The organism is Cytobacillus oceanisediminis, assembly GCF_022811925.1.
In the GTDB taxonomy this organism is placed as follows: domain Bacteria; phylum Bacillota; class Bacilli; order Bacillales; family Cytobacillaceae; genus Cytobacillus; species Cytobacillus oceanisediminis_D.
In genome coordinates, this window is sequence record NZ_CP065511.1 from 1,957,846 (window position 1) to 1,979,927 (window position 22,082).

The following is a 22,082-nucleotide window of genomic DNA, read 5'->3' on the forward strand; positions in this document are numbered from 1 at the left end:
AGCATATATTGGAACGAGCCATAATCTAAGGAGGTTCGTCCGTACATGCGTGTTTCAAATGTAACCGTTCGAAAACGGCTGACTGTAGCGTTGTTTGTTGGTATTCTCGTTTTTTTTATTATTGATTTGCGTCTTGGATATGTTCAATTCTTTCTGGGGAATTTGCTTACAGATGGCGCAAAGGAACTATGGAGCAGAGACATCCCTTTTGAACCGGAAAGAGGAGAAATCGTCGACCGCAACGGTGTTCCGCTGGCTACGAATGTCAGTGCCCCAACTGTTTATGTTGTACCCAGGCAAATAAAAGATCCTGCTGATGCTGCAGAGAAATTGGGTGCAGTGCTGAATATGTCAAAAGAAAAAGCTTACCAGCTTATCACAAAAAGAGAATCAAGTGTTAAAATTCCTGAAGGCCGAAAAATTTCCCATGAAAAAGCGAAAGAAATCCGTGCTCTGGAAATTGAAGGCATCTACATTGGAGAAGATTCAAAACGCCATTATCCTTTCGGGAATTATCTCTCGCATGTTTTGGGGTTTTCGGGAATTGATAATCAGGGTCTTATGGGTCTTGAATTATATTATGATGAAGAACTAAAAGGAAAAAAAGGGTCAGTTAAGTTTTATGCGAATGCAAAGGGAGAACGGATGAACGATATGGCGGATGACTACAAGCCGCCGGTTGATGGAATGGATTTAAAGCTCACTATCGATTCAAAGATTCAGACAATCGTAGAAAGGGAACTTGATATTGCCCAGGCTGAATACAACCCTGATGGAATAATAGCAATTGCCATGAATCCGAATAACGGGGAAGTTCTTGCCATGGCCAGCAGGCCCGATTTTGACCCTGCGAATTTCAGGAATGTACCCCCGGAAATTTACAACCGCAACCTGCCAATCTGGAGTACATACGAGCCTGGTTCCACATTCAAAATCATCACTCTGGCAGCTGCGTTAGAAGAAGGCAAAGTAGACTTGGAAAGGGATCATTTCCATGACCCGGGATCTGTTGAAGTTGGCGGTGCCAGACTAAGATGCTGGAAAAAGGGCGGCCATGGCAGCCAGACTTATCTGGAAGTAGTCCAGAATTCCTGTAACCCTGGTTTTGTAGAGCTGGGTGAGCGATTAGGCAAAGAAAAACTGTTTAAATATATCCGTGACTTTGGGTTCGGAGAAAAGACCGGCATCGATCTGCAGGGAGAAGGGAAAGGGATTCTATTTAATCTCGATCGGGTTGGCCCTGTTGAGCAGGCAACTACTGCTTTTGGACAGGGAGTTTCCGTGACCCCAATTCAGCAGGTAGCAGCCATTTCGGCTGCCGTTAATGGCGGAACATTATATACCCCTTATATAGCCAAAGAACTAATTAATCCGGCTACCGGAGAAATACTGATGAAAAAATCACCTGATGCAAAGAGAAAAGTAATCTCAAAGGAAACATCAGATGAAATTCGAAAAGCGCTTGAATCAGTTGTGGCAAAAGGATCAGGAAAAAAGGCATTTGTCGACGGGTACCGTGTAGGCGGTAAAACTGGGACTGCACAAAAAGCGCAAAATGGCCGGTACCTGGAAAATAACCATATAGTATCATTTATAGGATTTGCACCTGCTGATGATCCGCAGCTTGTTGTTTATGTGGCTGTGGATAATCCAAAAGGAACGATTCAATTTGGCGGCGTAGTTGCTGCACCGATTGTAGGGGAGATCATGGGGGACAGCTTGCGGGCCATGGGAGTAAAGCCGCGGAAAAATCAAATTGAAAAAGAGCTGACATGGATGGATTCCCCAATGATAGAAGTTCCTGATATGGTCGGCCTGACAAAGAAGGATCTGGGGGAGCTCTATCTTAACCTGAAAATTGATGCGAGCGGCACAGGAAATACAGTGGTCAAGCAAACGCCTCAGCCTGGCATCAAGCTAAAAGAAGGGTCAACGATCCGGCTGTATTTTGACGACAAATAAGAATAGAACTGAGGGCGGCATCATCCTGCGCCGCCTGAATTTTTTTGTTTGTAAGGAAACCGCAACATACTTTCTGGGTTTGGGTTCTATATATTAAATAGCTAAAAAAGCAATTATCATGTACAATATATATCGCCATCATTTAGAATGTTAGTTTAAGAATTTAAAAATGAATATGACCAGAGGCATTAAAAAAGGATTAGATTGTTCTGTTTAACACGAGAGGATTGGTAGACATGGAATTACATAAATTGCTGCGATTTTTGCAGCCTTATATGACTTATAAAGGGGAAAACCCGGAAATCACAGCGATTGTTAACGATAACCGGAAAGTTACACCTGGAAGTCTGTTTGTTTGTATTGAGGGGTATACGGTGGATGGCCATGACTTTGCAGCTTCTGCTGCTGAAAAAGGTGCAGCAGCTGTCATTGCCCAAAAAGAATTGAATTTGGATATCCCAGTTATAGTGGTAAAGAATACAAAACGGGCCATGGCCGTGCTGGCTGATGCTTTTTATGGACAGCCGAGCAAGCAGCTTCATTTAATTGGCATAACAGGCACTAATGGCAAAACAACAACAAGCCATTTAATAGAGAAAATCCTTGCCGATGCAGGAAGGAAGACGGGCTTAATTGGCACGATGTATACGAAGATTGCCGATGAAACCTTTGAAGTGAAAAATACCACTCCTGAAAGTTTGACTCTGCAAAGTACATTTAGAAAAATGGCAGATGCAGGTGTAGATTCAGCCGTAATGGAAGTGTCTTCGCATGCACTTGATGAAGGGCGCGTTCATGGCTGTGATTTTAATATAGCCGTATTTACAAACCTGACTCAGGATCATCTGGATTATCACAAAACAATGGATGAATACAGGAGAGCAAAAGGGCTGCTTTTTGCCCAGCTCGGAAGCGCCTATAATCATGGAGAGCCGAAGTATGCCATTTTAAATTCAGATGACTCTGCTTCTGCAGAATATGAAAAATCGACGGCTGCTCATGTCATTTCCTATGGGATTGATCAGGAAGCTGACATTCGGGCAATTAATATTCAGATGACTGCTGGCGGTACGGAATTTGACTTAATCTCTCCATTCGGGAAGCATAAGATTTCTCTGAAAATGATAGGCAAGTTTAGCATCTATAATGTTCTTGCCAGTATAGGTGCAGGAATCGCTTCAGGAATATCAATCTCGCAAATCATCAAATCTGCTGAAGAAGTTAAAGGTGTAGCAGGCAGATTTGAAACCGTAGATGCAGGTCAGGATTTTTCTGTGATTGTTGATTATTCACACACTCCGGACAGCCTGAAAAATGCTTTGGAAACGGTAAAGCAATTTGCCCTGAACCGCATTTTTGCCATCGTGGGATGCGGAGGAGACAGAGACAGGTCCAAGCGGCCGCTAATGGCTGAAATTGCATGCCAGTACAGTACAGACCCGATCTTTACTTCTGATAATCCCCGAAGTGAAGACCCGATCCAAATCCTGAGGGATATGGAAGAGGGAGTAAAAGGTGAAAGTTATAAAACAATCGCCGATCGAAAAGAGGCCATTCACTATGCGGTGAAAAATGCCAGTAAAGGAGACGTTATTTTAATAGCTGGCAAGGGTCATGAGACATATCAGCAGGTAGGGAACCAGGTTTTCGACTTTGATGACCGCCTTGTCGCAAAAGAGGCTATAGAGGAGCGATAAAATGTATTTGACGTATCGGGATTTAGCGGAACTGTTTCCGGCCGTAAAAGGGATAAAGGATAATGAGCTGGAATTTCATACGGTCGCTTCGTCCTCTTCCGCCCTGCAGCCAAAAGGAATTTATATTCCTTTTGGAGAGGCCGAAAACCTGAAAGAAGCTATTGAAAAAGGGGCTGTTGCTGCTCTCTGGCATGAGAATGCCAAGACGCCGGCATATACCCCGAATCATTTCCCTATTTTTTATACAAACGACTTAACGAAAGGCTTAAAGGACATCATGAAATTATATATAGAAAAATTAAGCAAATCAGAAGAAAACATGAACACAACTAATTTCCTTATTTCAGGTGAAAAAAGTCTTAAAGAAAACGAAGCAACATATGATATTGCTGTGATGGCTGAAAGATTAGCGGAAGCTGCAGGAAATGACAAGCAGGAAAGGAGGGGATAAGTATGATGGAGCAAGTTATTTTTTTCACAATATTGGCAGGTTTTTTAATTACTGTTTTGCTGTCTCCCATTTTTATTCCCTTCCTGAGAAGATTGAAATTCGGGCAAAGCATCCGTGAAGAAGGCCCAAAATCCCATCAGAAAAAGACGGGTACACCGACAATGGGCGGAGTCATGATTCTTCTTTCAGTCACGGTGACCACGTTGCTTATGACCGGGAAATTTTCAGAACCTACTGTAGAAACATATTTGCTGCTGCTGGTTACACTGGGCTTTGGACTTCTCGGTTTTCTTGATGACTTTATTAAAGTAGTATTAAAGCGCAACTTAGGTCTGACTTCAAAGCAAAAGCTGCTGGGCCAGATTATTATTTCTGTTATTTTTTATTTTGTTTTCAAGCAAAATGATTTTTCAACAGAAGTGCATATTCCGCTGACAGACATTTCGATTGATTTGGGCTGGGGATATGTTTTATTTATTATTTTCTGGCTTGTCGGATTCTCGAATGCTGTCAATCTGACAGATGGACTTGATGGACTTGTCTCTGGGACTGCTGCAATCGCTTTTGGAGCATTTGCGGTATTGGCTTGGAATCAATCCCAATTTGAAGTATCCATTTTTTCTGTAGCTGTTGTGGGAGCGGTATTGGGTTTCCTTGTCTTTAATGCCCATCCTGCAAAGGTGTTCATGGGAGACACAGGATCACTGGCTCTGGGTGGAGCTATTGCGACTATAGCCATCCTGACAAAACTTGAAATCATCCTGATTATTATCGGCGGTGTTTTTGTTATTGAAACTTTATCTGTTATTTTACAGGTGGCATCTTTTAAGACCACTGGGAAACGGATCTTCCGTATGAGCCCGCTCCATCATCATTATGAATTGGTGGGCTGGTCAGAATGGCGGGTTGTCGTTACATTCTGGACCGTTGGCCTATTGTTTGCAATCTTAGGAATCTATATTGAGGTGTGGGTGTAAGTGAAAGAAGTCAATCGCTATCGACATAAAAAAATATTAGTGCTGGGTCTGGCGAAAAGCGGAGTGAGTGCAGCTTCCCTTTTACATAAGCTTGGAGCATTTGTGACTGTTAACGATTATAAGCCTCTTGCTGAAAATCCTGAAGCTCAAGGACTGCTTGAGCAGGGGATTACGGTCATTTGCGGGGGTCATCCAATTGAACTTCTGGAAGAGGGATTTGAGCTGATTGTAAAAAACCCGGGTATTCCTTATCATAATCCAATGATAAAAGGAGCCCTTGAAAAGGGCATACCAGTCATTACAGAAGTGGAGCTTGCCTACCAGGTCTCTGAAGCTCCTTTTATTGCAATTACAGGCACAAATGGAAAAACCACTACAACTACTCTTGTGTTTGACATGCTTCAGGCAGGGAGCAAAATGCCGCTGATAGCAGGAAATATTGGAACAGTAGCTTCAGAGGTCGCCCAGAATGCTGCAGAAGAAAATAATATCGTGATTGAGCTTTCATCGTTTCAGCTGATGGGTATTCAGGATTTCAGGCCGAGAATCGCCATTTTAACAAATTTATATGATGCCCATTTGGATTATCATGGCACAAGAGAAGAGTATCATGCAGCCAAAGCAAATATTACGATGAATCAGACTGAAAAGGATTATTTCATAGTCAATGCCGATCAAAATAAAGTAATGGAAGCCGCTGCACGGTCAGCGGCAAAAATAATTCCTTTTTCAACTTCCAGAGAGCTGTCTGAAGGGGCATATGTCAAAGATGGCTGGATTTACTTTAATGATGAACAAGTGATGGAAAGAAAAGATGTTTCACTGCCAGGAGAGCACAACCTTGAGAATATCCTATCCTCAGTGGCTGCTGCCAAGCTGACGGGAGTCGGGAATGAAGCCATCAGCCAAGTTCTAAGTTCGTTTACAGGAGTAAAGCATCGTCTGCAGTATGTAGGTGAATACCAAAGCAGGAAATTTTATAATGATTCTAAAGCAACGAACATTTTAGCAACGAAGAATGCAGTAGCAGCATTTGATCAGCCTGTCATTCTTCTTGCAGGCGGTCTTGACCGCGGAAATGGCTTTGATGAACTCATCCCATCTCTCAAAAAGGTAAAAGCTCTTGTAACCTTTGGGCAAACAGCTGAAAAGATTGAAAATGCAGCATTGGAAGCAGGAATAAAAACAATTGAGCGTGTCGATAATGTGGAAAAAGCCGTACCTGCTGCCTTTAAGCTTTCAGAGCCAGGAGATGTGATTCTGCTTTCTCCTGCTTGTGCAAGCTGGGACCAATATAAAACTTTTGAGGTTCGGGGAGACATGTTTATAGATGCGGTGCATAAGCTTAATTAAGGGCTTGTCTGCGGGACTATGGAAACGACAGCAAAGGCATACATCTGCTTCGCGTGACATTTAGAGCTTTAATAAGGAACGTATTAAGACTGCCGAAAAACAGGTAAGTTTATTTGCTGCAGGAAATAGGTTCCTTGATAGCCCTAAAACTTGCATTCGAGGTGTTTTCGTTGCCGACCAAAAAAACCACTCCCGATTTTATATTAATGATCGTCACTTTTATGCTGCTTGCTGTAGGATTGACTATGGTATATAGTGCAAGTGCAATTTGGGCAGATTATAAATTTGATGATTCTTTCTTTTTTGCGAAAAGGCAAATGCTTTTTGCCGGAGTTGGAATTATTGCGATGTTTTTTATCATGAATGTGGATTATTGGACCTGGAGAACTTGGGCAAAGGTCTTAATTATTGTCTGTTTTGTGCTTTTGCTCATGGTGCTGATTCCAGGTATTGGAAATGTGCGAAATGGGTCGCGGAGCTGGATTGGCGTTGGAGCATTTTCTATTCAGCCTTCGGAGTTTATGAAGCTTGCCATGATTGTATTTATGGCAAAATTCCTCTCCGAAAAACAAAAGCTGATTACCTCTTTCAGAAAAGGTCTTGTTCCATCTTTAGGGCTTGTATTTTTAGCATTTGGATTAATAATGCTGCAGCCTGATTTAGGCACTGGAACTGTAATGGTGGGTACTTGTGTTGTCATGATTTTTATCGCAGGAGCGAGGATCAGCCACTTTGTCTGGTTTGGCGCTGCAGGCTTGGCCGGATTTGTGGCACTTGTTCTGTCGGCCCCTTACAGGATAAAGCGGATTACTTCATTTCTAGACCCCTGGGAAGATCCTCTGGGCAGCGGATTCCAGATTATCCAGTCCTTATATGCAATAGGGCCTGGAGGATTGTTTGGCCTTGGACTGGGACAGAGCAGACAGAAGTTTTTTTATCTTCCTGAGCCGCAGACAGATTTTATTTTTGCTATTTTAGCTGAGGAACTTGGATTTATAGGCGGATCTTTTGTCATTTTATTATTTGCACTTCTTTTATGGCGAGGCATCCGCATAGCGCTTGGCGCCCCTGATTTATATGGGAGCTTCTTGGCTGTTGGGATCATAGCAATGGTCGCTATTCAGGTAATGATAAATATCGGAGTAGTAACAGGGCTGATGCCTGTTACTGGCATCACACTTCCGTTTCTGAGCTACGGGGGATCGTCATTGACACTGATGCTCATGGCTATAGGGGTTCTGCTTAATATAAGCAGATATGCAAGGTACTAGCGCATTTTATAACATGCATTTTGGAAACCCTGTGAAGCAGGGTTTCTTTTTTGCAGAATAAGAAAGTATAAAATTTTGAACGTCGATAACTGTCTAGCGCAAGCAGCCTACCCCCTTGAGGTGTCGGGGTTGGGCAAGGGCTTCCGCTTTTCTTGGAAGAAACAATATATCCAGCATTGAAGAATTATCAAACTTCTTTGCAATTTTGCACATTATTACATTTCTTTAACATTATGATGTACGTTCCTATCTATTTGTTTTGAATATAGTAGAATAGGGAATAGAGGGGGAGTGTTTTCCGCTCTAACGCTGGATGACCTTCACAAAATCAGAAAGCTTTATATTTGATCAATGGCAGAAAAAATAAAGCTTTCTTTGATAATAGATTCTTTTTTGAGGTGAAAGAATGAAAATTGCTGTTAGCGGCGGAGGAACTGGCGGACATATATATCCGGCACTTGCGCTTATAAGACAAATTCAGAAAGAACATAAAGATGCCGAATTTCTATATATTGGAACTGAAAAAGGACTTGAAAATACGATTGTCAATCGTGAAAATATCCCTTTTAAATCAATACATATAACTGGTTTTAAAAGAAAAATTTCTTTGGAAAATGTTAAAACTGTTTTAAGGTTCCTGAAAGGCGTTCGTGAAAGTAAAAAGATGCTTAAGGAATTTAATGCGGATGTCGTAATCGGCACGGGCGGATATGTTTGTGGTCCTGTTGTATATGCCGCTTCAAAGCTTGGCATACCAACCATTATACATGAGCAAAACAGCGTCCCGGGATTAACCAATAAGTTTTTAAGCAGATATGTTGATAAAATCGCAGTCTGTTTTGAAGAAGCAAAGGCTTTTTTTCCGGAAACTAAAACAGTCATGACAGGGAATCCGCGCGCATCAGAGGTTCTGGGACAGGATGGGATCAGGGGAAGACTATCAGCAGGATTAAAAACCGGTGTCCCTGCTGTGTTAATTTTTGGAGGCAGCAGAGGGGCAAGGCCAATCAATGATGCAGTTCTAAAATCTCTGGCTGAGCTTGGTGAAAAGCCTTATCAGGTTCTATATATCACAGGGGACGTCCATTATGAGGATGTACAAAAAGAAATAGAACTGGTCGGAAGCCCTGAAAATGTAATGATTAAACCATTTATTCACAATATGCCAGAAGTGCTGGCCGGAGCAGACCTGGTCGTATCACGTGCGGGAGCCACCACTTTGGCAGAGATCACTTCTTTAGGAATTCCGAGCATTTTAATCCCAAGCCCATATGTAACAAATAACCACCAGGAGAAAAATGCAAGAGCGCTAAGCGACCATGGTGCTGCAGAACTATTGCTTGAAAAAAAGTTAACAGGGAAAAAGCTTATTGACAGCATCGACCGAATCATCCTCGATAAAGATAAGATGAGTAACATGAAGGAAGCTTCGAAAAAACTTGGAATCCGTGATGCATCAAATAGGCTTTACAAATTAATGGCCGAATTGGTTTCAAATAATGGGAAGTAGCCCTGAATAGAAAATTTGCATAGAATAAATAAATTTAGGCATAGATCAATAGAAAGGGAGGTAAATATGGACGAATTTATCAGCAAGCTTAGAGAATTAAACATCGGTACAGTTAAAGAAAATGAGCCGATGGCTAATCATACAACAATGAAAATTGGCGGACCCGCCGATTTGTTTATTGAGCCTTCTTCCATAGAAAACCTGGCAAAAGCGATGGAATTGATCCATCGCTATGAACTGAAATGGAGAGCAATTGGAAGAGGATCAAATTTGCTCGTATCTGATGGAGGCATTGAAGGTGTGGTTATTAAATTGGGCCGCGGCATGGATCACCTGGATCTTAATGAAACGGAGCTAAGAGCAGGCGGCGGTTATTCATTGGTTGCCCTCTCCACAATTATCAGCAAAAAAGGCTTGTCAGGTCTCGAATTTGCCAGCGGGATTCCCGGGTCTGTAGGCGGAGCAGTTTATATGAACGCTGGTGCTCACGGTTCTGATATTTCACAAATTCTGACCAAAGCACATGTTCTTTTTGAGGATGGAAATATGGAATGGCTCACGAACGAAGAAATGGAATTTTCTTATAGAACATCCGTCCTTCAAACGAAACGTCCAGGGATTGTTCTTGAGGCCGTTTTCCGGCTTACAGAGGGCGACAGGGAAAAAATTTCCTCTGCAATGCAAAAGAATAAGGATTACAGGAAGGAAACCCAGCCCTGGAACTTCCCATGTGCAGGCAGTATTTTCCGTAACCCGCTTCCTGAATATGCTGGCCAGCTGATAGAAAAAGCCGGCATGAAAGGCCATACCATCGGCGGTGCGCAAATTTCCAATATGCATGGGAATTTCATCGTGAATGCAGGAGATGCCAAAGCGGAAGATGTACTTGCATTAATTCAGCATATTAAAGATACAATATTTGATTTGTATGGAGTTAAAATGGAGACAGAAGTGGAAATAATCGGTCGAAAGTAACGGGGAATAATACCTTACGGATACCATTTATTGTGATATAATAATTTATTAGATAACAGTAAATGTAGTAAAAACGGCATGGCTCACATGCCGTTCTCTTCCCTAATTTAGTAATTGCATAAATTGTGCTGGACAAGCTGCTTGATTGTTTTAATTTATTGTCCATGCGCTTTTCTGAAAATATATGAAGGTATGCTCTAAATTTCGATAATTGTCTAGCTCCAGCGCCTGCCCCCTCGAGGTGTCGGGGGTGGGCAAGGCGCTTGCGTTTTTCTTAATGGGGTGATAAAAAGTGGAGAAAAGTAAGGTTGTCTCGCTAGAGGATCGAATACCGAAGCTTAAACAGCAAAGAAAAAAGAAAGCGAACAGAAGACTGATCTTTTTGCTGCTGCTTTTTTTCTCGCTGATTGTTTTAGTTATTTACTTTCAATCGCCCTTAAGCCATATTAAACAAATCAAGGTATCCGGCAATTCAATTTATGATAAAGAAGAAATTATTCAAATCAGCGGTGTTACTGAAAAAACAAATATTTGGAAGGTTGACGAAGAGGGCATTGAGGGTAAGCTTAAAGAGCTGCCTGAAATAAAATCTTCAACTGTTAAAGTTCAGCTGCCAAGCACAATTAATATTAAGGTAGATGAACTGAAGCGCATTGCCTACATAGCTAAAGAGAAGCACTACCTTCCTGTTATGGAGAATGGGAGCATATTAAAGGATGAAAAAGTTGCGGAGATCCCTGTCAACGCTCCTATCCTCAATGACTTTTCTGAGGGTGACATCCTTGATATGATGATTGGGGAGCTTGAATCACTGCCTGAAGAGGTGTTAAATTCGATTTCCGAAATCCATCATTCTCCTAAAAAGACAGATTCCAACCATATTACTTTGTATATGAATGATGGTTTTGAAGTCAGTGCTACTTTAAGAAGTTTCTCAGAAAAAATGGCACACTACCCTTCTATCATAAGCCAGCTGGATCCCGAGAAAAAAGGAATCATCGACTTGGAAGTAGGCTCATATTTTAAAGCTTATGAAACAGAGGGAGCTGAAGAAGTTGAAAAAGAAAATGAAGGTGAAGGGTAATCATGTAATATTCTCCCTGGTGTTTCTAGTACTGGGTTACATGATGGCATTTTCCTATCACCTTACACAGGGAGAAGAAGAAAAGCCGGCATTAAGCGGAAAACAGTGGGAAAGAGATTTGGAACTTCGTAATCAGCTTGTTGAACTGGAGGAAAAAAACAGAGCTCTTCAAAAAGAATTAAATACAAAACAGGAAAACGTTCTTGATATTGAAAAAGAGCTTTCACAGGAAGCCCAGGTTTATTTTAATCTTGCCGAGGATGCTGAGAAGTACAGGATGCATCTTGGCAAAGTAAAAGTAAAGGGCTCAGGGGTGGAAGTAACTCTGGCAGATGGTGATTACGATCCGGATGAAGATAATATTAACAATTATATCGTCCATGAACACCATGTCTTTAAGGTGATTAATGAACTCTATATTTCTGGTGCTTCCGCAGTTGCCATAAATGGCCAAAGACTATCACACAGTTCCTATATTGTTTGCAATGGACCTGTAATAGAAGTTGACGGCTACCAGCATCCTGCCCCTTTTGTCATCACTGCCATTGGTGATGCCGAAGTGCTTTCCTCTGCTCTGAACCTGACAGGCGGAGTAAAAGACACATTGGTAGATGAAAACATCCAATTCACATTAGAGAAAAAGGGCGAAATCATCATGGAACCATTACTGGGTTCGTAAAGCCAAACCAGCATTCGTAAGTAGAAAATTTGTCCACAGAATAATTTATTCGGGAAAGCAAGGTGGAATTAAAGTGGACAGCAAAAAGAAATTCAGCTTTACCTTTATAACAGTTGTAATTGGCTTTATGATTGCCATACAGTTTCAAACAGTTAAGGAACCGGCTGTCCGCGATACAAGGGATACCTGGCAGCTTAGAGCTGATATCCTTAAAGAAAAGGAACTGCAATTAAAACTTTTGCGTGAAATCAGTTCAAATGAAGAAAAAATTGCCCAATATGAAACAAAGCGCAAACAAAGCAAAGAGCAAGTGCTTCGCGATACGCTGGAGGAATTAAAAATGGAAGCCGGATTAAGTGAAGTGACGGGACCAGGCATAATCATAAGCATTGAACCGGTACATGAGGAGCTTCTTCTCGGCAAGCAGGCTGATTCTGTTTCCCCGGATTTGCTCAAGCGGCTTGTAAATGAGTTAAATATGTATGATGCCCAGCACATTTCCATTGGAGGCAGAAGGATCATCAACACTACTGTCATAAGGGATATTAACAGAGAGACCATGATAGACGGATATGCCTTAAATCGCCTGCCTATTGAAGTGAAAGTATTAACAGAGAATGCCCAATCTGCCGAGAAGCTTTTTAATCGCATGCAAGTATCAAATTCTGCCGAAGAATTTTTCATTGACAATCTGCGGGTTAAGGTGGAAAAGTCTGCAGAGCTTATCACGATTCCTGCATATGACGAGGCATTGAGAATCAGATATATGGAGCCTGTGATACCTGACGAAGGAGGCAAATCATAATGTGGCTTCCCGTTTTAGGATTGATCATAGGTGTGATACTTGGACTTATGACAGATATAAAAGTGCCGGATGAATACTCGAATTATCTTTCCATTGCTGTTCTTGCTGCATTGGATACTCTATTCGGAGGGATCAGGGCGCAGCTTCAAAATATTTATGATGAAAAAGTTTTCGTTTCCGGTTTCTTTTTTAACATCCTGCTGGCAGCAAGTTTAGCTTTTCTGGGTGTCCATCTTGGTGTAGACTTGTACTTAGCAGCAGTATTTGCTTTTGGAGTCAGGCTATTCCAAAATATAGCGGTCATCAGAAGAATTTTAATCGCAAAATGGTCCCAAAACAGAGAAAAAACAGAAAAAAATGATATTTAAAAAAGGGAAAATATTAGTTTTGACGAATAATTTTATAGATAAACTAACTTATTAAATCAGACAACAGCAAAAAATGATTGTTGTTCAATAATCGTAATTGTAAAAAAAAGGAGGTGCCAGAGAATGAACAGCAATGAAATATATGTTAGTCTTGACATCGGTACATCCAGTGTAAAAGTAATCATTGGGGAAATGGTCAATGACTCTTTAAATATTATTGGTGTTGGCAATGTACAGTCAGAAGGGTTACGCAAGGGGTCCATTGTTGATATAGACGAAACGGTTCATTCTATTAAAAAGGCAATCGAACAGGCTGAGAGAATGATAGGAATGGAGATAAAAAATGTGATTGTAGGAATTACCGGCAATCATGTTATGCTTCAGCCATCCCATGGTGTTGTTGCAGTCTCGAGTGAAAATAGGGAAATTACAGACGAAGATGTTGCTAGAGTCATAGACGCGGCACAAGTTGTATCAATCCCGCCGGAAAGAGACATCATTGATGTTATTCCAAAACAGTTTATCGTTGACGGATTGGACGAGATCAGTGATCCCCGCGGAATGATTGGTGTGCGGCTGGAAATGGAAGGCACCATTATTACAGGATCGAAAACGATTTTACATAACACCCTGCGCTGTGTTGAACGCGCTGGCCTTGAAATCATGGATATTACACTTCAGCCACTGGCAGCAGGTGCATTTGCTTTATCAAAGGATGAGAAAAGTCTAGGAGTTGCACTTGTTGATATTGGCGGCGGCTCCACAACCATTGCCATATTTGAAAATGGATCTTTAAAGGCAACCAGTGTTCTACCTGTAGGGGGAGACCATATCACAAAAGACTTATCTATCGGACTCCGCACATCTACAGAAGATGCAGAAAATATCAAAACAAAGTATGGCTATGCGTTCTATGACCATGCATCTGAAGATGAGGTATTCAGTGTTCCCATCATCGGAAGCGATCAGCATCAGCAATTTAATCAGCTGGAAATATCAGATATTATAGAAGCGCGGATGGAAGAGATTTTTGATCTTATCCAGCACGAAGTGAAACGTCTTGGAGCAAAAGATCTTCCAGGGGGCTATGTATTATCTGGAGGCGTAGCGAATACACAGGGAATCCTTGAACTGGCACAGGATGTTTTCCAAAATAGAGTCCGCATCGCAATTCCTGATTATATTGGCGTGAGGGAACCGCAGTATACGACTGCTGTTGGATTGATTAAGTTCGCGTATAAAAATGCTAAAATACAGGGCAGAAAAATGGAACAGCCAGTGACTGTCCCTGAAGCAAAAGAAAAACGAGTGCAAAAACCGCAACCGCAACCGAAAACAAAGCCGGAAAAACAGCCGGAAGAAAAAATCACATCAAGAGTTAAAAAGTTCCTCGGATACTTTTTCGAATAACTTGATTTGATTCGCAAGGGTTAGGGAAACGGAATCAAAAGCCATTCGGCGGATAGAAAAAAGCACTGAAAAGCCATTTTGGGAGTGCGTATAAAAAAGCGAATCAAAAAAGGTGTTCTTAGGAATATCGACGAATTAGGAGGATTAGTCATGTTGGAATTTGATACAAATTTGGATTCATTAGCAACTATAAAAGTCATCGGCGTTGGAGGCGGCGGTAACAATGCAGTAAACAGAATGATTGAACATGGTGTTCAAGGCGTTGAGTTTATTGCTGTTAACACGGATGCTCAGGCGCTGAATTTATCAAAAGCAGAAGTGAAAATGCAAATCGGAGGAAAACTTACAAGGGGACTTGGAGCAGGTGCCAACCCTGAAGTAGGTAAAAAAGCTGCAGAAGAAAGTAAAGAGCAGGTAGAAGAAGCATTGAAAGGTGCGGATATGGTATTCGTCACAGCTGGAATGGGAGGAGGGACTGGAACAGGTGCGGCTCCAGTCATCGCCCAGATTGCACGAGATTTAGGAGCTCTTACTGTTGGTGTTGTTACGCGCCCATTCACTTTTGAAGGCCGCAAGCGTTCCACTCAGGCAGCCGGCGGTATTGCTGCTATGAAGGAAGCGGTTGATACGCTGATCGTCATTCCTAATGACAGGCTATTGGAAATCGTTGATAAAAGCACTCCAATGCTTGAAGCTTTCCGTGAAGCGGATAATGTTCTGCGCCAGGGTGTGCAGGGTATTTCCGACTTGATTGCTGTTCCGGGATTAATTAACCTCGACTTTGCAGATGTGAAGACAATCATGTCCAATAAAGGTTCTGCCTTAATGGGTATTGGTGTCGCTGCAGGAGAAAACCGTGCAGCTGAAGCGGCGAAAAAGGCGATTTCATCACCTTTGCTTGAAACATCAATTGATGGTGCACAAGGCGTCTTAATGAATATCACTGGCGGTTCTAATCTAAGCCTGTATGAAGTACAGGAAGCAGCTGACATTGTTGCTTCTGCTTCAGATCAGGACGTGAATATGATCTTCGGTTCCGTCATTAATGAAAACCTTAAAGATGAGATTGTTGTAACGGTCATTGCAACTGGATTTAATGAAGAAGTGATCCAGCCTAAGCCTATGAGGCCAACATTCGGACAGCCTAAATCTTCTCCAGGGATGGGAACGTCTATGAAGCGTGAACCAAAGAGAGAGGAAGCTCCACAAGAATCTGTAAGAAGCAGCCAATCTCAACAGCCGGAAGAAACTTTGGATATCCCGACGTTCCTCCGCAACCGTAACCGCAGAAGATAATATTTGATTGATAAAACCCGTGGAATCAACTCGATTCCACGGGTTTTATCAATTGTTTTGAAGGTTTTTACATAAATAAGCATGGCTTAGAAATATGAGCCATGCTTATTTATATTTATACAGTCTGAGTTTCCTTTAATTGCATAGAAGGCCCAAAGAATTCGTAGCGGATATTATCCTTCTGGAAGCCTGCCTCAAGCAATGCCTCGTACATTGCCTGCATAAAAGGAACAGGCCCGCACATATAAACTATACTATCTTTATTAGGCACTATTGTGTTTAACCAGTCTGAAGTAATATAGCCTTCTTTGCTGAAGGTTTTTTCGGCCTTATCTTTTTCTGTTGGACTTTCATAGCAGAAATATGTTTTTACCAATGGATTCCTTTTTTCAATTTCCTGAACTTCCTCTGAAAATGCATGTACATTTCCGTTGAGTGCAGCATGAACAAAAATAGTCTCATGCTTTACTCCTGTTGCATCGAGATGACACAGCATGCTGTGCATTGGTGTAATACCTACCCCGCCGCTAAGCAGAACGAGAGGATTATCTATTTTATCTAGAACAAATTCTCCAGCAGGAGCACTTATCTCTATACGGTCGCCTTCTTTCAGGTCATTGTGAAGATAGCTGGAAACCTTTCCGTCCGGCTTTTCAGAATTACCTTCTTCTTTCTTTACAGAAATTCGGTAATAAGATTTTTCCGGAGAGTCGGATAGGCTGTATTGGCGGATATGTGTGTATTCCTCTCCTGGAATTATTAATTTCACACTAATGTACTGGCCCGGAAGATAGCTGGAAATATTTCCTCCATCATCAGGGGTAAAATAGAAGGAAGTAATTACATCACTTTCTTTCACCTTTTTTGCAACAGTGAATGTTCTGAAGTCATCCCAGCCTCCTGGCTTATCAGCGGCATCCTCATAAAGGCTCTTTTCTAATCCGATGAATGCATCCGCAATCACACCATATGCTTTAATCCAGGCATCAATAATTTCTTCAGTAGCAGCCTCTTTTAGCACTTCCTTGATTGCAAGAATTAAGTGCTCTCCAACAATAGGATAATGTTCAGGCTTAATGCCTAAAGATCGGTGCTTATGAGCGATTTGTGTGACAACCGGGAGTATAGCTTCCAGGTTATCGATATATTTTGCAGCAGCATATACTGAGTTTGCCAGTGCTTTTTGCTGACGGCCCTGTTTCTGATTAGCATGATTAAAGATGTTCAGCAGTTCAGGGTGATTTGTAAACATTAACTTATAAAAGGTTTTCGTAATATCTTCGCCATGTTTTTCAAGTACAGGTACAGTACTTTTAATAATTTCAATTGTTTTTGTGTCTAGCATATCAGCAAAACTCCTTCTTATTATTTTCACTGTCATTATAGTTGATATTGAAAACAAAAAATGTGATATAAATCACACCCAGCGAAAAAATGAAGGAGCAATAAATAGAAATATAATGACAAAATCCGTTGCGAATAGGGAAAATTTCTATCTTTTTGCATACAGAAAGCGACACACTTCCTTTATTGAAATGCGCTATACTTTTTTCTAACAGAATCATAGCACTTTAAATATACGAGAGAATTTGACCGCTAAAGTCAATCTATCAGATGCTGATTTTATAAAGGGGGAAGATAATTGACGGTCTATTTGGATATTATCTGGGCGTTAAATTTTATGTTTGACAGCCTTCTCCTTTATTTAACAGCCATAATACTAAAACGAGAAATCAGGCTTTGGAGGATTTTTGCAGGCGGCTTAATAGGATCGATCATCATTTTATTAGTATTTACACCATTTAATGAATATTCAAGTCATCCTGTCACTAAATTATTATTCTCGGTTGCAATGGTATTGGCTGTTTTTGGCTTTAAGCGTTTGCGCTACTTTGTAAAAGGGCTCATGACTTTTTATTTTGCTACTTTTTTAGTTGGAGGCTCCTTAATAGGCATTCATTATTTTATTAATTTTGATTTTCAGCTTTCTTCATCCGTCATGCTGGCCAGTGTTAAAGGCTTTGGTGATCCAGTCAGCTGGCTGTTTGTACTTCTTGGGTTTCCTATTGCCTGGCATTTCTCAAAGAGAAACGTTGAAGGAATTGAGATGACAAAAATTCAGTATGACTCTTTAATTATGGTGCGTGTTGTCATCAATGAAACAGAATTCCGTTTCAAAGGCCTGATTGACAGCGGCAATCAGTTATACGATCCCATTTCGAAAATGCCGGTGATGTTTATATCCATTAAAGACAGGCTTGATGAGTACCCGCCTGAAATTATTAAAATCGCAGGGAACCCGGAAGATATCATCATGGGCAGTGATTCAATTGGCGGGGATTGGGAGCATAAAATGAGGGTTATTCCATGTAAGGTTGTTGGACAAGAACACCAGTTGATTATAGGATTCAAGCCTGACCGCATTCTCCTTGAAAAAGAGAATGAAATAATAGAAGCGGAGCGTGGATTAGTTTCCTTTTCCATGCAGCAGCTTTCTGCCGACGATGCGTTTCAGTGCATCGTTCACCCTAAGATGCTCACAGGTACAAGTACAACGAAGCAGGATGCAAAAGTAAGTTAATATACTATACTCTGCAAAAACATAATTTAGAAGGAGGACAAATCATGAAAAAGTTAAAACTTCGCTTATCCTACTATTGGTATAAATTATTGATTAAGCTGGGGATCAAAACAGATGAAGTATATTATATAGGCGGCAGCGAAGCACTACCTCCTCCACTCAGTAAGGAAGAAGAAGAATTGCTCCTGATCAAGCTTCCAAAAGGAGATAAAGCTGCAAGGTCCATTTTAATTGAAAGAAATCTGCGTCTTGTTGTATATATTGCCAGGAAGTTTGAAAATACAGGCATCAATATAGAGGACTTAATCAGCATTGGAACCATTGGGCTTATTAAAGCTGTAAATACATTTAATCCAGAGAAAAAAATCAAGCTGGCTACATATGCATCCCGCTGTATTGAGAATGAAATTCTAATGTATTTAAGAAGGAACAATAAAATCCGTTCTGAAGTTTCCTTTGATGAACCCCTAAATATCGATTGGGATGGCAATGAACTGCTTCTATCCGATGTGCTTGGCACCGAGGATGACATTATCACCAAAGATCTCGAAGCAAATGTTGATAAAAAGCTGCTGTTAAAGGCATTGCATCAGCTTTCGGATCGGGAAAAACAGATAATGGAACTTAGATTTGGCCTCGGATCGGGTGAAGAAAAAACCCAGAAGGACGTGGCAGATATGCTGGGTATTTCCCAGTCCTACATTTCACGTCTGGAAAAACGAATAATAAAAAGACTAAAAAAAGAATTTAATAAGATGGTTTAGAAATTTAAACAGGAATATTTTTTTACAAAATTTTGCAAGGAGAAAACCTAGTGTTTATGATGCTTTGACCGTTTCCCCATCCGGCAGTTGGATTAGCCGGTGCATATTTTTCCTTTCCAAGGAGATACTGTTTTTTGTACAGCAGCTCCTGTGAGGAGGGAAATGGATTGACTCGAAATAAAGTAGAAATTTGCGGTGTTGATACTTCAAAGCTTCCAGTATTAAAAAACGAAGAAATGAGAGAGCTCTTCAAGCAAATGCATAAGGGGGATATAACCGCACGGGAAAAACTCGTCAACGGCAATTTGCGTCTCGTATTAAGTGTGATTCAGCGTTTTAATAACAGAGGCGAATTTGTTGATGACCTTTTCCAGGTCGGCTGTATCGGTCTAATGAAATCTATTGATAATTTTGATCTAAGTCAAAACGTTAAGTTTTCCACCTATGCAGTTCCGATGATCATTGGGGAAATACGCAGGTATCTGCGTGATAATAACCCGATCCGCGTATCACGTTCATTAAGGGACATTGCTTATAAAGCACTGCAAGTAAGAGAACGCTTAATGAGCAAAACATCCAGAGAGCCTACAGCGGAAGAAATAGCAAAAGAGCTGGATGTGCCTCATGAAGAAATCGTTTTTGCATTGGATGCAATTCAGGATCCTGTCTCCTTATTTGAACCGATTTATAATGATGGCGGGGATCCGATCTATGTGATGGATCAGCTGAGCGATGAACGGAACAAAGATATTCAATGGATTGAAGAGATAGCGCTAAAAGAGGGTATGAGAAGACTGAATGAACGGGAAAAACTGATTCTTAGAAAACGCTTCTTCCAGGGCAAAACTCAAATGGAAGTGGCCGAGGAAATCGGCATTTCCCAGGCTCAAGTTTCACGGCTTGAAAAAGCGGCAATCAAACAAATGAATAAAAATATTCAAAGCTAGCAGCCAATTTGGCTGCTTTTTATATTTACCAAACATTTTTCCTATAGGGGCAAACATATATTGAATAAGAACATAAATTGGGAGTGAAGTGTCGATGGTGAAAATATCTGAATTTCAAATGAAGGATGTTGTAAATGTAGCTGACGGCAAAAAGCTTGGAAATATTGGGGATATAGATATTAATATAAATACAGGGAAAATTGAAGCCGTCATTATCGGAGGAGCGGGGAAAGTGTTAGGCTTTTTTGGGAGAGATGCTGATATTGTCATACCGTGGAAAAATATTATAAAAATTGGTGAAGATGTCATACTGGTCCGCTATCAGGATGCGATTGAGCCAAAATATATTGAGGAGGAAGCATAAGAGTTGTTAATGGTGTCATCACTGCCTGCCTTGTGGTAAACTATAGAAAAATATGATGGGGTTAATCGCATGGAACCATTTTCTTTAAAAATGGAAGAGTATTTTGTCATAAAAGAGTGGGCGGATCGTTTTCCTAATATTACGGCCGGTTTTACAACTAAAAATGGCGGCTGCAGCCGTAATGAATACAAAACGCTTAATGTAGGATTGCATGTGAACGACAGCTATGAAGCAGTCAGCCGAAATCGGCAGCATGTGGCTGACTTGCTTGGATTTTCTCATGAAAAGTGGGTTGGTGCTGAACAAACTCATGAAATAAATATAAAAAAAGTTACGAGAAATGATAAAGGTATAGGTGCACTTATTTACGAGGATTCCTTTTCTGGTACTGACGGCTTTTTCACTTATTCTAAAGGTGTCATGCTGACCCTCTGTTATGCGGATTGTGTTCCGCTTTACTTTTTGCATGTAAAGACAGGAGCCATAGGTTTGGCACATGCAGGCTGGAAAGGTACTGTCGGGGGGATTGGCAGGAAGATGGCCGAGCTATTTGCCAAAGAAGGCATGGACTTAAGTGAGGTCCAAGCCGTGATTGGCCCTTCCATTTGCGGAAATTGTTATATAGTTGATGATCGTGTTATTTCAAAAGTGCAAAAAATACTAGAAGATGTCGATATAAAGCCATATAATCAAATTAGTGACAATCAATTCCAGCTTGATTTAAAAGAACTAAACCGGACAATTCTGATAAATGCAGGGATTCCTCATGAAAATATCATGATTACTGATTATTGCACAAGCTGTCATGAAAACTATTTTTTCTCCCACAGAAGAGATAGGGGAAAGACAGGCAGAATGATGAGCTTTATTGGCTGGAAGGAGGAAGTCGGAAGCTAAATGAGAGTAGAAGAAAATTTAAAGCAAATTGAGTCAGCTATACAGGAAGCGTGCATAAAGGCCAACCGTAAGCCAGAAGAAATTACCCTCATTGCTGTTACTAAGTACGTTTCAGCGGAAAGGGCGCAAGAAGCCCTTGAAGCAGGTATTGTTCATTTAGGTGAAAATAGGGATGAAGGACTGCTTGCCAAGTGGGATGTATTAAAGGACAAGCCAACCTGGCATTTTATAGGAACGCTGCAAACGCGTAAAGTGAAAAACATAATTGATAAAGTCGATTTTATACATTCACTGGACAGGCTTTCCCTCGCAAAGGAAATCGACAAGCGGGCGGATCGAAAGATAAATTGTTTTGTTCAGGTTAATGTCTCAGGCGAAGAGTCGAAACAGGGAATAAATCCTGAAGAAGTAGCTGACTTTATTTCATGCCTGGCTGATTATAAAAATCTCAATATCATCGGACTTATGACAATGGCTCCTCTTTCAACAGACGAGGAATTGCTTCGCTCCTGTTTCCGGAAGCTTAAGAACCTGCAAGCAAAGGTAAAAGATCTGGGATTTGATTTTGCTCCTTGTACTGAGCTTTCAATGGGCATGTCCAATGATTTTTCCCTGGCAATTGAAGAAGGTGCCACAATGGTGAGGATTGGTACTGCTTTAGTAGGCCAAAAGAGTCAGGAGGTTTGATAAA

Annotated in this window: 21 protein-coding genes; 20 read left to right on the top strand and 1 reads right to left on the bottom strand. The window is 41.1% G+C overall.

Features of this window, described 5'->3' with window-relative positions:
- The first annotated feature begins 45 nt into the window (after window positions 1-45).
- The 14 genes from IRB79_RS10105 to ftsZ all read left to right on the top strand — a co-directional run bounded on the left by IRB79_RS10105 (window position 46) and on the right by ftsZ (window position 15,838).
- The gene (locus IRB79_RS10105; RefSeq protein WP_243508327.1) at window positions 46-1,962 is read left to right on the top strand and encodes a stage V sporulation protein D; all 1,917 of its coding nucleotides are present in this window, start codon (window positions 46-48) and stop codon (window positions 1,960-1,962) included.
- Window positions 1,963-2,198: 236 nt separating this feature from the next.
- Window positions 2,199-3,659, top strand: coding sequence for a UDP-N-acetylmuramoyl-L-alanyl-D-glutamate--2,6-diaminopimelate ligase (locus tag IRB79_RS10110; protein WP_243508328.1), 1,461 nt, complete (start codon window positions 2,199-2,201; stop codon window positions 3,657-3,659).
- 1 nt (window position 3,660) lies between these two features.
- Window positions 3,661-4,110 (top strand): hypothetical protein, encoded by a 450-nt coding sequence (locus IRB79_RS10115; RefSeq protein WP_243508329.1) that lies wholly within the window; start codon window positions 3,661-3,663, stop codon window positions 4,108-4,110.
- Between the two features lie 2 nt (window positions 4,111-4,112).
- Window positions 4,113-5,087 carry a phospho-N-acetylmuramoyl-pentapeptide-transferase gene (gene mraY, locus IRB79_RS10120; RefSeq protein WP_243508330.1) on the top strand — a complete coding sequence of 325 codons (975 nt, stop codon included), beginning with the start codon at window positions 4,113-4,115 and terminating at the stop codon, window positions 5,085-5,087.
- Window positions 5,088-6,440: a UDP-N-acetylmuramoyl-L-alanine--D-glutamate ligase gene (gene murD, locus IRB79_RS10125; RefSeq protein ID WP_243508331.1), complete on the top strand. Its 1,353-nt coding sequence runs from the start codon at window positions 5,088-5,090 to the stop codon at window positions 6,438-6,440.
- Window positions 6,441-6,610: 170 nt separating this feature from the next.
- Entirely contained in the window at window positions 6,611-7,711 is a 1,101-nt protein-coding gene (gene spoVE / locus IRB79_RS10130) for a stage V sporulation protein E (protein ID WP_243508332.1), read from the top strand.
- A gap of 406 nt (window positions 7,712-8,117) precedes the next feature.
- Window positions 8,118-9,221 (top strand): undecaprenyldiphospho-muramoylpentapeptide beta-N-acetylglucosaminyltransferase, encoded by a 1,104-nt coding sequence (murG, locus tag IRB79_RS10135; RefSeq protein WP_243508333.1) that lies wholly within the window; start codon window positions 8,118-8,120, stop codon window positions 9,219-9,221.
- Between the two features lie 66 nt (window positions 9,222-9,287).
- Window positions 9,288-10,196, top strand: a complete 909-nt coding sequence (murB, locus tag IRB79_RS10140; RefSeq protein WP_243508334.1) for a UDP-N-acetylmuramate dehydrogenase — start codon at window positions 9,288-9,290, stop codon at window positions 10,194-10,196.
- 292 nt (window positions 10,197-10,488) lie between these two features.
- Complete coding sequence (locus IRB79_RS10145) at window positions 10,489-11,280, top strand: cell division protein FtsQ/DivIB (RefSeq protein ID WP_243508335.1); 792 nt, start codon at window positions 10,489-10,491, stop codon at window positions 11,278-11,280.
- Complete coding sequence (locus IRB79_RS10150) at window positions 11,228-11,959, top strand: DUF881 domain-containing protein (RefSeq protein ID WP_243508336.1); 732 nt, start codon at window positions 11,228-11,230, stop codon at window positions 11,957-11,959. Before IRB79_RS10145 ends, IRB79_RS10150 begins: the two co-directional genes overlap by 53 nt.
- 73 nt (window positions 11,960-12,032) lie before the next feature.
- Window positions 12,033-12,764 carry a DUF881 domain-containing protein gene (locus IRB79_RS10155; protein WP_243508337.1) on the top strand — a complete coding sequence of 244 codons (732 nt, stop codon included), beginning with the start codon at window positions 12,033-12,035 and terminating at the stop codon, window positions 12,762-12,764.
- A complete protein-coding gene (locus IRB79_RS10160; protein ID WP_019381715.1) occupies window positions 12,764-13,132 on the top strand; it encodes a small basic family protein in 369 nt (122 codons plus the stop codon). The genes IRB79_RS10155 and IRB79_RS10160 overlap by 1 nt, the downstream gene beginning before the upstream one ends.
- Before the next feature lie 123 nt (window positions 13,133-13,255).
- The gene (gene ftsA, locus IRB79_RS10165; protein ID WP_243508338.1) at window positions 13,256-14,542 is read left to right on the top strand and encodes a cell division protein FtsA; all 1,287 of its coding nucleotides are present in this window, start codon (window positions 13,256-13,258) and stop codon (window positions 14,540-14,542) included.
- Between the two features lie 150 nt (window positions 14,543-14,692).
- Window positions 14,693-15,838, top strand: coding sequence for a cell division protein FtsZ (gene ftsZ / locus IRB79_RS10170; protein WP_113881869.1), 1,146 nt, complete (start codon window positions 14,693-14,695; stop codon window positions 15,836-15,838).
- 115 nt (window positions 15,839-15,953) lie between these two features.
- Here ftsZ and hmpA read toward each other — a convergent pair whose 3' ends face one another.
- Window positions 15,954-17,183: an NO-inducible flavohemoprotein gene (gene hmpA / locus IRB79_RS10175; RefSeq protein ID WP_243508339.1), complete on the bottom strand. Its 1,230-nt coding sequence runs from the start codon at window positions 17,181-17,183 to the stop codon at window positions 15,954-15,956.
- Window positions 17,184-17,480: 297 nt separating this feature from the next.
- Here hmpA and spoIIGA point away from each other — a divergent pair, with 297 nt between their 5' ends.
- The 6 genes from spoIIGA to IRB79_RS10205 all read left to right on the top strand — a co-directional run bounded on the left by spoIIGA (window position 17,481) and on the right by IRB79_RS10205 (window position 22,078).
- Complete coding sequence (spoIIGA, locus tag IRB79_RS10180; RefSeq protein ID WP_243508340.1) at window positions 17,481-18,419, top strand: sigma-E processing peptidase SpoIIGA; 939 nt, start codon at window positions 17,481-17,483, stop codon at window positions 18,417-18,419.
- A gap of 44 nt (window positions 18,420-18,463) precedes the next feature.
- Window positions 18,464-19,183 (top strand): RNA polymerase sporulation sigma factor SigE, encoded by a 720-nt coding sequence (gene sigE, locus IRB79_RS10185; protein WP_243508341.1) that lies wholly within the window; start codon window positions 18,464-18,466, stop codon window positions 19,181-19,183.
- A gap of 167 nt (window positions 19,184-19,350) precedes the next feature.
- A complete protein-coding gene (gene sigG / locus IRB79_RS10190; protein WP_026041699.1) occupies window positions 19,351-20,130 on the top strand; it encodes an RNA polymerase sporulation sigma factor SigG in 780 nt (259 codons plus the stop codon).
- A gap of 94 nt (window positions 20,131-20,224) precedes the next feature.
- Window positions 20,225-20,494: a YlmC/YmxH family sporulation protein gene (locus IRB79_RS10195; protein ID WP_243508342.1), complete on the top strand. Its 270-nt coding sequence runs from the start codon at window positions 20,225-20,227 to the stop codon at window positions 20,492-20,494.
- Window positions 20,495-20,563: 69 nt separating this feature from the next.
- The gene (pgeF, locus tag IRB79_RS10200; RefSeq protein ID WP_243508343.1) at window positions 20,564-21,391 is read left to right on the top strand and encodes a peptidoglycan editing factor PgeF; all 828 of its coding nucleotides are present in this window, start codon (window positions 20,564-20,566) and stop codon (window positions 21,389-21,391) included.
- Complete coding sequence (locus IRB79_RS10205) at window positions 21,392-22,078, top strand: YggS family pyridoxal phosphate-dependent enzyme (RefSeq protein ID WP_243508344.1); 687 nt, start codon at window positions 21,392-21,394, stop codon at window positions 22,076-22,078.
- The last annotated feature ends 4 nt before the right edge of the window (window positions 22,079-22,082 follow it).